Genomic DNA, 12,266 nt, shown 5'->3' on the forward strand with positions numbered 1-12,266 from the left:
TAAACTTCTTCTCATTGCATTGAAGCCGAATTTGTTGTTGAAATTAAATTTAACGAAGCCACTGAAATACTCACTTAATTTATCAGGAGAAATCAATGAAAACAGTAGGACAAAAACTCGACGCATTCAGCGTACCAGCAGCTAAACCAGGTTTTAATCATCACGAAGAAAACGGCGTTTCGGCTTTCGAAACGATTACTGAAGCTTCTTTCCCAGGTAAATGGAAAGTGATCTATTTTTATCCAAAAGATTTCACTTTTGTGTGCCCAACTGAAATTGTTGAATTCGCTAAATTGACGAATGATTTCGCAGATCGCGACACAGTGTTGATGGGTGGTTCTACCGATAATGAATTTTGCAAATTGGCATGGCGCCGTGAGCACAAAGATCTGGACAAGTTGAATCACTATGCATTCGGCGACGCGACAGGTTCTTTGGTCAATATGTTGGGTGTACGTGATGTGAATGCTGGCGTGGCATTGCGCGCAACTTTCATCGTTGATCCTGACAATGTCATTCAACACGTGTCTGTCAACAACTTGAATGTTGGCCGTAACCCGACTGAAATCCTGCGTATTTTGGATGGTTTGCAAACGGATGAGCTGTGCCCATGTAATCGTACGGTAGGCGGCTCAACATTGTAATCGCGTTATAAATTCAATTTTCGGGCGCATTGCGGTGTAGGTATTGACGTAATGCGATCCTCGCAATATTGACATATTGCTCAGGTGCGCGCCATGCACTGCATCCCGAGAATGTGAATTGCTAATCGCGATTACGGTTAGCTGTAGCGCGTCGTTCGCAGTACAATCAACCCGCTTCGGCGGGTTTTAAAAACGCTTTTTGATAGGTGAAAACTATGGAATTTCTTACTGCGATTAAAAATAGCATTCCTGATTATGCTAAAGATATTCGTTTGAATGTGGACAGTACGATCGCACGTTCTAGTCTGGAAGGTAATGATGCTGTGGCGGTTGCCTTGGCGGCTGCGTTTGCAGCGAAAAGTAAAGTGTTGATTGATTTGATCAAGAACTCTGGACATATCGCACCCGAAGAAGTGCAGGCTGCAATGACGGCTGCTTCTTTGATGGGGATGAACAATGTTTGGTACCCATTTGTCGAAATGGCAGGTGATGAAGACTTGAAAACTCAAGGGGCTCAGCTACGTATGAATGCTTACGCGACGAATGGTGGCGTCGATAAACGTCGTTTTGAAATGTATGCTCTGGCGGCTTCTATCGTTGGCAAATGCCATTTCTGCGTTAAGTCGCATTTTGATTTGTTGCGTAAAGAAGGTATGTCCACTACGCAATTACGTGATGTTGGGCGGATTGCCGCCGTGATCAATGCTGCATCACAAGTGATAGCGGCAGAAGCTTGATCAATTATATTTTGGAGCTGCCGCTATGCAATCAGATATCACTAGAGCTGTGTTGTTGATTTTGGTTTCGATCGGCAGCGCAAAATAGCATGAGACGTAATTTGACATAGCAATTGGAAGGTAAAAATGCGCTTGCGTTACACTCGCGTGACGTCATGGTATAGCGACTTCTGGCTGCGGAGATGACTCTCTGCAAAACGTCAATGCATTTGAAATCGGTTTTTTAGGTTGAGCCTGTCACCGTCACTATGCTGCTTAACATCCATCACGTTGCCATCATTTGTTCTGACTATGAGCTCTCCAAAAATTTTTATGTAAAGATTTTGGGTTGGCAATCATAGCTGAGCATTATCGTCTTGAGCGTCGATCGTCTAAGTTAGATTTGGTATTGCCCGACGGTGGGAAAATAGAATTGTTTTCTTTTCCCTGCGCAGCTGTGCGTCCGTCCTATCCTGAGGCGCAAGGTTTGCGGCATCTGGCGTTTGCCGTTACCGACATTGAACTATGCAGACGCGATTCGATTGCCAGAGGGGTGCGAGTAGAAGAGATTCGGATGGATTGCCACTCGAATTGTATGCGCTTGGCGCCACATCAGCCGTGTCTGATCCGATATGGCGAGACTGAACCCAGATCTCTGTGGGAATGCGCCAAGGTTTAAAAAAATCAAAAGCCAAATCAGTGGTACCAGAGTCCCTTGGTGAGATCGGTGAGTACCACTGACATAGGCCTATGAAAATGAATGCTGATGCCTATTTATTGTCTGACTGCAGTCATCGCTTTGAGTAAATTGCCCCGTGCATCGTCGCCATCCAAAGACCAGCTAAATAATCCGCCCAGTCCCTGGGTTTTGACATAACTCGATTTGGTGCTGATTACGCTTGGATCGTCATAACTCCAGAACTCGTTGCCGTCGTAGCTCCACAATTGTTTAGTGACAGCATGGGTGTATTGTGTCGCACGTTTCTGCACCAAGACTTTGTAATCTTCTATGCCAGCCTCGTAAGTTCCAGCAGCGGGGCTGCTTGCGCTTTGATATAGGTCGTCGCCTTTAGGATCAGCCGCAACACTTTTCCATCCACGTCCATAGAAAGGAATCCCGACGACGATTTTCGTTTTTGGCATACCGCCAGCGATTAAGGCATTGACAGCATCATCAACGTTATACTTGATCAAATCACCTGTGACTGGCGCGGTTGGATCCCGAAATAAATTGGATTGGAAATTAGTCGGGCCTGCCGCTTCCCAGCCGCCATGAAAATCGTAAGTCATGACGTTGACCCAATCTAAATGCATACGATACGAGCCGGGTTCAGTATTGCGAACTTTGTCAGCGCCAACTCCTATCGCAACGGTCAAATAGTATTTGCGTTTATTGGCTGTTGCGAGAGCATCTAATTGTGTACGGAATTCCACTAACAATAAAGTGAAGTTCTGTTTGTCAGCGGCGTGATAAGTGTTCGTCGGTAAACCAACAGCAACGGGATACTCCCAATCAATATCGAAACCATCAAAAATGCCTTTGGCTACGCCCGTGCCACCAGCACCTTCGGCATTCGGCAAATTGGCGTTGACGTACAGGTCAATGCATGAAGTCACCAGTGCTTTACAAGAAGCGTCCATCATAGAAAATCGACTGAAATTTTTCGACCAGGTCCAACCACCGAGAGAAATCAATACTTTCAGATTCGGGTTACACAATCTTAGTTTTTTGAGTTGATTGAAATTGCCTTTGAGTTTGGCATCCCAGCTATCACCAACACCATCAACTGATTCATTTGCCGCGAAGCCGCGTTGGTAATCGCCCCAACCATCACCGCCAGGTGGGCAAACATGGTGGCTATACCTTTGCAACAAATAGCATCGGCATTCCGACCATCGCTATGGTCTGCACATACCGCTGGAAACTTCGCAATCGCTTGCAGAAAACCGACATAGGTATAACTTGGGTCGCGCATCACAAACAGGGTTTGCCAGTCATTTGCCGAGAGCAAGCGTTCTACGCGTTTGACATTCGCCGGATTCGCCACTCGTGCAGGTGTAACGGCTTCCACAGATGTAGTATCTAAGGTACGAACCGAAGCTTTGATTTGTTGAAAAAGGGGACTGGAAGTTTTACTGATTCCCGCTGCTTCCGCCTCTTGTTTAGTTGGAATGCATTTCGGTGTTCCAGTACCTGGATCGGTGTTGTCATCGAATGCACATTCACCAGTTGGACGAGTTCCCCATACGTCATTTTTGCCCAGCTCATTATTTTAAAAAACTAAGTGGTATGGCAGTCCTGCTGCTTGAAGAACCAGACTAAATTGGTCTAATTCACATCAACAGAGACATTTTGACAAGCGAAGGTGAGATTGGAGATTGCTACGTTGCTAGAAGAGCTATATTAAATTTTTGAGCTTCCTATATGTTTTCTCTTTTTGATATCATGCTATTTTTTCAATAAGGAGAAATGTGTATGATTCCAGTCATTGATCTTTCTATAGTTAGACGCTATCCGAACGATGCCACTTTGGTGAAATCTTTGGATGCAGCACTCACGCAGACCGGATTTTGCTATTTGAAGAATCACGGTATCGCACCAGAAATAATTGCTGCCGCGCAGGCTGCCTCTCTGCATTTTTTCTCTCTGTCAGAAAAATATAAGAGCCAATATGATATTGCCAGCGCACCACGTCATTCCGGGTATGTCGGTTTTTCAGAAAATGGCTTATATGCGGATGAAGCGATGCGCTTATACGAAGCGTATGACATAGGCTTAGAACTGTCTGCCTCTGACCAGGATTTCTTAGCGGGAAATATTTTTTATGGACCAAATACTTGGCCAGATTTATTGGGGTTTAAAAAAGCGGTGTATTCGTATTATGAAGCGATCAGCTATTTGGCCAAGCTGTTAACGCACACCATAGAAGCTGCCTTAAATTTGCGTGTGAATACGCTCACCAATATGATGCAAAAGCCGACGGCTCAACTGCGCTTGATTCACTATCCCGAAAATCAAATTTCTTGCCGTGATCCGCAGAGTCATAGCATGATGGGCGCGCACACCGACTATGAATTCTTCACCTTGCTATACCAAACCATGCCCGGTTTGCAAACTGTGAATGTAAAGGGAGAATGGTTGGACGCGCCGCCACTTCCCGATACCTTAGTGATGAATGTGGGGGATATGGCAGAGGTTATTTCAGGTGGGCGCTACCGCTCTAATCCACATCGAGTCTTAAATACGGGCAAAGAGCGATTTTCTATGCCATTCTTCGCTGCATTTGATTATCTGTCTGAAATACGACCCATGATCGCTACATCCAATCATGGGTTGCAGCGGGTAATTGCGGGCGAACATTTATTGCAGCAGGTTAGTCAGGATTTCTCTTACTTGCGTATGAGTATTCAGAAGTCGGGCATTGAAAAGACTTTACCAGTTGTGTCTGATATCAATTTATTTCAAGCAACGCCGATGCGCAATCCATTTTTAAAAGGGAAAACCTCATGGACCAACTAAGCGCCATGTTCACAGTCATTGTAGCCGGATTGTTATTAAGTGCTTCACCCGGACCTTCTATGGCTTATGTCTTATCACGCAGCGTACAGTTTGGGTCGGGCGGTGGTTTGGCGTCGTCGTTGGGCTTGGCGGTAGGAGGTATGTTGCATGCCTTGTTTGCCGCGCTCGGTCTAAGTCTGATTGCGATGAAATTTCCGTGGTTGCTACAATTCATTAAGTATCTTGGAGCGCTATATCTTGCCTATCTTGCGTATGACTCTTTGTGCGCTGCGTTTGTGTTACCGCCTAAGTCCCTACCAGAGACACAATCGATGTCATTCACCGAGAAAACAGATGCCGCCGCGCCTGTAATTTCGATCTCACGTCAGGCATATTGGCGATTGTTTTTCAATGGTGTGCTGATCGAATTGAGCAATCCAAAGACGATCATCTTTTTCTTGTCTTTCATGCCGCAATTTGTGAGTCAGCACTCGGCTATTGGAATGTTTTTTCTATCTTCATTGATCCCGATAACTGCTATTCCGGCGGACCTGCTTGCTATTTTTGCCGGTGGTGTGATTGCGAGTCGTGTCCGCTCGCACTCCTGGTTAGTACGTGTTGTGAATGTTGCTGTCGCCATCGTCTTATTCGGGATCGCAGCGATGGTACTTTTTCTTGATTGAATAACCGAGCTCGCTACTTAGGCTGCTCGTGAGCGACCAGAGGGAGACAGTGCTGCGATAAAAATCAACGCACTGTGCTCTTGTCAAAATGGGGATTCTGGATAATTCCAAAGCGATTTCCAAATGGATCGAGTACCGCACCTACCAGAATGCCTCCGCCGACATCCGTCACTGCTTCCAGTTCCTGTCCACCTAATTTTAATAAACGTTCCATTGCGTCTCGTGCATCTTCAACGCCCCAAAGTGCTTGCGCGCCATGTGTCCCTGCAATTGCATCTGGAATTAAACCCAATTCGAACCCGCCAACATTAAATCCTACATAAAATACTTCGTCAAAATAAGGGGCTAGACCTAAAACTTCAGCATACCAATTTTTGCCGGCAACAATATCATTTACCGGGTAGATAACTGTTCGTAAACCTAAAATCATCGTGTTAATTCCTCATGTTAATTCTGTTTTTTGCGGAACAAAGCAAATAACACGTGTTTTAAATGGTGGCTTGCTTTGGCGCTTTTTGACTTAATACTAAATCGAGCATCTCTATGATTTTTTCACGGGTAATCGGTTTTTCAAAGCTTGCATGGACTTTCAGGCCCTGAATCCTGGCGATCTTTTCTGCCAGATTGAGAATCGGGCCGTTATAGTTTGATAAATTCCAATGTTGGTCGACTGGTGGAACTAAATTATGTCCAGAAATAATTAGAATGTCGGCCTGACATGCGTCGAGTGCGAGATGGCTTAATAATTCCATTCCGCCTAATTGTGGCATACATAAATCACAAATAATCAGGTTCGGGCGAGGCTGAGTTTGACGATAGGTATTTAAACCAATAAAGCCATTGAGCGCGCGGGTCACAGAGCCGACGCCGAGGTCACGTAATGTCACCTGCATGAGCTCTAATAAAAATTCATCGTCATCAACTAGTAGCACATGCAATTTAGCATATTCGGCATTTGCATCGGGGTTTTGGGTCATCATGTTCTGGTACTTGTGTGAGAAAGATGAAAACAAGTATAGCGAAAGATAACAATAAGCGACAATTATTTAAATGAATAGGCACCGCAAATTGTTTGCTTTCGTATTCTTTTTTTGCTGACGTTGCTTTTTGATCTGATTTTACTCAACTAATGCATGCGATTTTGCGAAGGTTTCAAGCATCTTTGATGTTGCGTTGCAAAGGCTAAACTGCTTGTAAATGGAAGCCGAAAGGCTATTCGTAATCGAGCACCCAGTGTAAGCTAGTGCTATGAAAAATACACAAGATAAATTAAGCGCTGAAGTCTTTCAGGCGGCGGCATATATTAAAGAGATAGGGCGTGGCAAAGAAGGCGCGCGAAACTTATCGCGTGCTGACGCGTATCAACTTTATACGGCGATGCTCGATGGACGGGTGTCTGATCTCGAAATGGGAGCAATCCTGATAGCGATGCGGATCAAAGGCGAAACAATAGAAGAGATCGCCGGCTTTCTAGAAGCTGCTGAAAATCGTTTGCATAATTTGCAAACGCCGAACACAAGCCAGTTCGCGCCGATCGTGATTCCAAGCTATAACGGAGCACGCAAGCGGCCAAATTTGACACCTTTGTTGGCATTGTTGCTGGCACGTGAAGGTGTACCTGTATTGGTGCATGGCTTGGAGCATGACGTCGGGCGCGTCACTAGTGCAGCCATATTCTCCGCTATTGGTATCGAACCGTCGTTTGATGTGGCACATGCAGAGCATCAATTAAATCGCATGCGTTTGGCTTTTATGCCTTTACAAGCTCTGTCACCAAAGATGCATCGAATTTTAATGATGCGTAAGGTTTTAGGTTTGCGCAATTCAACACATACTTTGGTGAAAATTCTACAACCATTTGAACAAGCTGCAGTGCGTTTGACGTCGTATACCCATCCAGAATATCAGCTCATGCTTGACAATTATTTCCGGCAACTAGCGCCGCATCATCGTGGAATTGCATTGATGATGCGTGGTACCGAAGGTGAAACAGTGGCCAGTACTGGCCGCTCGCAACGTATTGATAAATATTACATGGGTGAATGTGAAACCCTAGAGGAAACGAACTCGCAATTACTGTCAGAACCAGAAAGTCTCCCCCCTGATATCACGGCGGATGCGACCGCGACGTGGATCCAGAATGTATTGGCAGGAAAGCATGCGATACCGGTTAACATCGAGCGACAAGTCTGGCATTGTGTACAGCTCGCCAAAGAACTCAAGATAAATTCGGCATAAGCGCAAGCAAAAATCATTGCCTGGCGATCACGGATATTGCCATTTTTCCTTTACAATGCGCGCCTTAATTGAATCCTTAGCTTATTTTTTGCGCCGAAAGTACATAATGACCACAGAAAAAATGCAACACGTCGATGTCGTTGTGATTGGCGCTGGCGCCGCGGGGATGATGTGTGCTGCTGTCGCGGGGCAGGCGGGAAAGTCTGTGTTGGTGATCGATCACGCGAGTAAGTTGGCAGAAAAAATACGTATTTCAGGCGGCGGACGTTGTAATTTCACTAATTTGCATGCGAGTCCACTCAATTTCTTGTCAGAGAATGCACATTTTTGCAAGAGCGCATTGGCACGTTATACGCCTCAGGATTTTTTGAATTTGGTAAAACGACACAAAATTGCTTTCCACGAAAAACACAAAGGACAATTATTTTGCGATAACAGTGCTGAAGACATCATTCAAATGTTGAAGACTGAATGCGATTTAGGAAAAGTCCAGTGGCGCATGCCTTGTGCGGTCAGTGAAGTCGTTAAGACTGAACGGGGATTTGTTATAGGTACGGATCGAGGAGTCGTAACTACGTCCAATCTAGTTATTGCAACTGGCGGTCTATCTATTCCCAAGATTGGTGCATCGGATTTCTCGTATCGAATGGCAAAACAATTTGATTTGAAGATTGTTGAGCCAAGGCCAGCGCTGGTGCCTTTGACATTTGATGCGTCGACCTGGGAGCCTTTCGTGCCTTTGTCGGGAATATCTTTGGAAGTCGATATAGAGACTGGTGAAAAGAAAAATAAGATTCTATTTCGTGAAGATTTATTGTTTACGCATCGAGGCCTATCAGGCCCAGCAATTTTGCAAATTTCTAGTTTTTGGTCTGCCAGTCAAAGCATACGGGTGAACTTATTGCCAGAGGTCAATCTCGCGGAAGAATTAATCGAAGCGAAAACCTCTACCAAGAAAAATTTAGCGAATTTTCTTGCCGCTTTTCTACCGGCACGTCTCGTCGATGGTTTATTACTAGCCCATGGATTCGATGGCAATCTGAAAATTGCGGATATGCAAGACAAGCGCCTTCGTTTACTTGGTGAGAAAATAAACCGGTGGGAATTGGTGCCATATGGTTCGGAAGGTTACAGGAAAGCAGAGGTGACTCGCGGTGGTGTCAATACGCGCGAACTGTCGCAGCAGTCAATGATGACGAATAAAGTGCCTGGATTGTATTTTATTGGAGAGGCTGTCGATGTCACGGGTTGGTTGGGCGGATTTAATTTTCAATGGGCGTGGGCTTCAGGTGTTGCCGCAGGTAAGGCAATTGGTGAGTCGAGTGAAATCCAATAGGTGATGTAAGGGACACGATTTATCGACTATCAATCGAATCACACAACTCGACAATCCGTTGAATAATTGACTTTTTACCCAGTGACTGGGATTTGTATGTATGTTCGCCACACTTTTTTGCATAAGTTTTCATCAGTCGACTTCCCTATTTTGGAAAACCCTGTTATGATTTCGGTCTTCCTATAATTTTTAACTGGTTCCGAACTTACATGACCACAATTCGCCTTAAAGAAAACGAGCCGTTCGAAGTCGCCATGCGTCGCTTCAAGCGCACCATCGAAAAGACCGGTCTGTTGACCGAATTGCGCGCTCGCGAGTTTTATGAAAAACCAACTGCAGAACGCAAACGTCGTTTAGCGGCAGCTGTTAAACGTCACTACAAACGTATTCGTAGTCAGCAATTGCCTAAAAAGATGTACTAATTCTGTCTGGCATTGAGTAATTTTGAATTAACTTAATGTCATACGGTTTTCATCTGTTTTAGGTTTGCATGCCCGCTCCGGTGTACCGCAGCGGGCTTTGTTATTTTCATTGTTTATTTTCTTGTGTTTGGTTTGATCGCAAGAAATCATAATTTCAGAGGGTATCATGAGCTTAAAAGATCAAATCACCGACGATATGAAAGCGGCAATGCGCGCCAAAGATGCGGCGAAGTTGGGTGCGATTCGTCTGATTACTGCCGCAATGAAGCAAAAAGAAGTCGATGAGCGGGTGGAGTTGAATGACGCCATGGTGTTGGCAATCATTGAGAAAATGATCAAGCAACGTAAAGATTCAATCACTCAGTTTGAAGCCGGTGGACGGCAGGATCTGGCTGATATTGAGAAAGCCGAAATGGCGATTTTGTCGGCCTATATGCCAGCAGGTTTGAGTGAAGCTGAAATGCAAGCGGCAGTTAACGATGCAGTGACTGAAGTTGGTGCAACTGGTCCGCAAGATATGGGTAAGCTGATGGCAGTGTTAAAGCCAAAATTAGCAGGTCGCGCGGATATGACCGTCGTCTCTGCTATGGTAAAGGCAGCATTAGCTAAGTAATTCTCCCATTGTTGTTGTGTCATTGCGGCTTCGGGGGAAAACTTTCCGAGGCCGTATTCGTTTTTATTCCATGAGATTGTTTGCGTGATTCCACAAAGTTTTATTCAAGATTTGCTTGCCCGCGTTGATATTGTTGATGTGGTTGGTAAGTACGTACAATTGAAAAAAGGTGGCGCCAACTACATGGGTTTGTGCCCGTTTCATAACGAAAAGTCGCCTAGCTTTACGGTTAGTCCTACCAAGCAGTTTTATCACTGCTTCGGTTGTGGTGCACATGGAACTTCTATCGGTTTTCTGATGGAATATTCTGGTATGAATTTTGTCGATGCGGTTAAGGATTTGGCCCTGAATAATGGCATGATCGTGCCGGATGATGATCGCATGTTGCCAGCGCAAAGAGCTGAAGTCACCGCGAAAAGTCTGGCGCTGAGTGAGGTCATGACCAAGGCCTGTGATTATTATCGACAACAATTGCGCGGTGCGGATAATGCCATACAGTATTTGAAAAAGCGTGGTGTGACTGGCGAGATTGCGGCACGTTTTGGTCTTGGTTACGCCCCAGATAGTTGGGATAGTCTGCGCTCAGTTTTTACTGAATATAGTGCGCATGCGCTCGCTGAGGCTGGCATGGTGATTGATAAAAGCGATGATGAAGGCGCACATCGCAAGCGCTATGATAGATTTCGTGATCGCATTATGTTCCCGATACGCAATACTAAGGGGCAGGTCATTGGCTTTGGTGGTCGGATTCTTGATCAGGGTGAGCCTAAGTATTTAAATTCGCCCGAGACGCCTTTGTATCAAAAGGGACTTGAGTTATATGGTCTGTTTGAAGCGCGTCAGGCGATTCGCGATGCCGGCTATGTGCTCGTTACTGAAGGTTATATGGACGTGGTCGCGCTGGCGCAACTTGGTTTTCCACAAGCCGTAGCAACATTGGGAACAGCATGTACGCCAACACATGTTCAAAAATTACTGCGTCAGACCGATCATGTCGTTTTTAGCTTCGATGGTGATAGTGCTGGCCGGCGTGCGGCGCGACGGGCGCTAGATGCCTGCCTGGCGCATGTAAATGATAATAAAGTAATTAAATTTTTGTTTTTGCCGGTTGAGCACGACCCAGATAGTTTTGTGCGTGAATTTGGTGCGGATGCATTTGCTGCAGAAGTGCAAAATGCCATGCCTTTATCGCAATTTTTCATTAAGGAAGTTAGTGCTGAGAATGATTTGAGTACCGCAGAGGGGCGCGCAAAAACCCAATTTGATGCTAAGCCCTTATTGCAGCAAATGGCGCCATCAGGACTGCGTTTGCAATTGGTACGCAATTTGGCGCAGATTACGCAATCTACCGCTTCGGAAATTGAGGCACTTTTTGAATTAAGCCAGCCTGTTGCTCGAGTAAAAATTGCTCCGCCGAAAAGTCGTCGTAGTGCACCTGTTGGTTTAGAGCGACAAGTGATGCGAATTTTGGTCGCACATCCGTCGCTGGCTGTCATGATGACTCCGGCAATGATGGATTGCGCTGCCAGAATTGCACCAGATGGTGCTGAAATGCTAAAACAATTGGTGTTGATTGCTCAGCCCATGGGGGATCAGGCGAATTTTGCGGCGTTGGCTGAAAATTTGCGTGCAACTAGCGCTGATTTTGATCCATTGATTGCCGAAATTGCCGAGCAGACTGAGTCCGAAATTGATGTGGTTAGCATGGAGTTGGCAGGCGCTTTGCGACAAATGCGTACACAAGTGTTAAAAATGGAAATGGAACAATTGGCGCAGCGTGGGCTGCGCGATCCAGCGGAAGTTGCGCGTTATCGAGAAATTATGCAGTTACAGGATGCAATTCGACGGGAGGCAGAGGTCGAGGCTGCTGGTGGACCATAGTTTAAGAGTAACTGCTTAATCAGTTGTTCCGCGTTGTTGTTTCTCATTTGGATGGTTTATTTAACCGATTTGCCCAAAAAATAAGAAAAAAGTTCAGCAAATGAGTATGGAAAGTGATGTAAAAGTAATGCAGAAGAGGTATTTTGCAAGCTGTCGGATTGAGTAAAAGAGTGGCAAGTGATATAATTAAAGGCTTTCGATTCAAGGTCTTAGGTTGTTTTCATTCTTCCTTGC

At 45.4% G+C, this 12,266-nt stretch carries 14 protein-coding genes; 10 read left to right on the top strand and 4 right to left on the bottom strand.

Annotated features, from left to right (window positions below):
* Positions 1–95 precede the first annotated feature (95 nt).
* The 3 genes from ACO0KW_RS14640 (at position 96) to ACO0KW_RS14650 (ending at position 1,722) form a co-directional block, all read left to right on the top strand.
* Positions 96–644, top strand: coding sequence for a peroxiredoxin (locus ACO0KW_RS14640; protein WP_423053997.1), 549 nt, complete (start codon positions 96–98; stop codon positions 642–644).
* Between the two features lie 215 nt (positions 645–859).
* Positions 860–1,381 carry a carboxymuconolactone decarboxylase family protein gene (locus ACO0KW_RS14645; protein ID WP_423053999.1) on the top strand — a complete coding sequence of 174 codons (522 nt, stop codon included), beginning with the start codon at positions 860–862 and terminating at the stop codon, positions 1,379–1,381.
* Between the two features lie 248 nt (positions 1,382–1,629).
* Positions 1,630–1,722: a VOC family protein gene (locus ACO0KW_RS14650; RefSeq protein ID WP_423054000.1), complete on the top strand. Its 93-nt coding sequence runs from the start codon at positions 1,630–1,632 to the stop codon at positions 1,720–1,722.
* A gap of 412 nt (positions 1,723–2,134) precedes the next feature.
* Here the strand turns inward: ACO0KW_RS14650 and ACO0KW_RS14655 are convergent, their stop codons facing one another.
* A complete protein-coding gene (locus ACO0KW_RS14655; protein WP_423054002.1) occupies positions 2,135–3,079 on the bottom strand; it encodes a glycoside hydrolase family 18 protein in 945 nt (314 codons plus the stop codon).
* Positions 3,080–3,081: 2 nt separating this feature from the next.
* A complete protein-coding gene (locus ACO0KW_RS14660; protein WP_423054003.1) occupies positions 3,082–3,432 on the bottom strand; it encodes a hypothetical protein in 351 nt (116 codons plus the stop codon).
* 404 nt (positions 3,433–3,836) lie between these two features.
* On the opposite strand from ACO0KW_RS14660, the gene ACO0KW_RS14665 reads away from it, so the two are divergent.
* Entirely contained in the window at positions 3,837–4,880 is a 1,044-nt protein-coding gene (locus tag ACO0KW_RS14665) for an isopenicillin N synthase family dioxygenase (protein ID WP_423054004.1), read from the top strand.
* Positions 4,868–5,542: a LysE family translocator gene (locus tag ACO0KW_RS14670; protein ID WP_423054005.1), complete on the top strand. Its 675-nt coding sequence runs from the start codon at positions 4,868–4,870 to the stop codon at positions 5,540–5,542. Before ACO0KW_RS14665 ends, ACO0KW_RS14670 begins: the two co-directional genes overlap by 13 nt.
* Before the next feature lie 64 nt (positions 5,543–5,606).
* Here the strand turns inward: ACO0KW_RS14670 and ACO0KW_RS14675 are convergent, their stop codons facing one another.
* Positions 5,607–5,972: a VOC family protein gene (locus ACO0KW_RS14675; protein ID WP_423054007.1), complete on the bottom strand. Its 366-nt coding sequence runs from the start codon at positions 5,970–5,972 to the stop codon at positions 5,607–5,609.
* 58 nt (positions 5,973–6,030) lie between these two features.
* A complete protein-coding gene (locus tag ACO0KW_RS14680) occupies positions 6,031–6,522 on the bottom strand; it encodes a response regulator (RefSeq protein ID WP_423054008.1) in 492 nt (163 codons plus the stop codon).
* Positions 6,523–6,790: 268 nt separating this feature from the next.
* On the opposite strand from ACO0KW_RS14680, the gene ybiB reads away from it, so the two are divergent.
* From ybiB to dnaG, 5 genes are all read left to right on the top strand, one after another.
* A complete protein-coding gene (ybiB, locus tag ACO0KW_RS14685; RefSeq protein WP_423054009.1) occupies positions 6,791–7,780 on the top strand; it encodes a DNA-binding protein YbiB in 990 nt (329 codons plus the stop codon).
* Positions 7,781–7,886: 106 nt separating this feature from the next.
* The gene (locus ACO0KW_RS14690) at positions 7,887–9,116 is read left to right on the top strand and encodes an NAD(P)/FAD-dependent oxidoreductase (RefSeq protein ID WP_423054010.1); all 1,230 of its coding nucleotides are present in this window, start codon (positions 7,887–7,889) and stop codon (positions 9,114–9,116) included.
* Between the two features lie 209 nt (positions 9,117–9,325).
* Positions 9,326–9,538, top strand: coding sequence for a 30S ribosomal protein S21 (gene rpsU, locus ACO0KW_RS14695; RefSeq protein WP_186891961.1), 213 nt, complete (start codon positions 9,326–9,328; stop codon positions 9,536–9,538).
* A 166-nt stretch (positions 9,539–9,704) separates the two neighbouring features.
* Entirely contained in the window at positions 9,705–10,151 is a 447-nt protein-coding gene (locus ACO0KW_RS14700) for a GatB/YqeY domain-containing protein (protein ID WP_423054012.1), read from the top strand.
* An 84-nt stretch (positions 10,152–10,235) separates the two neighbouring features.
* Positions 10,236–12,032, top strand: a complete 1,797-nt coding sequence (gene dnaG / locus ACO0KW_RS14705; RefSeq protein ID WP_423054013.1) for a DNA primase — start codon at positions 10,236–10,238, stop codon at positions 12,030–12,032.
* Positions 12,033–12,266 lie beyond the last annotated feature (234 nt).

This window comes from Undibacterium sp. Ji22W (assembly GCF_049340305.1).
In the GTDB taxonomy this organism is placed as follows: Bacteria; Pseudomonadota; Gammaproteobacteria; order Burkholderiales; family Burkholderiaceae_D; genus Undibacterium.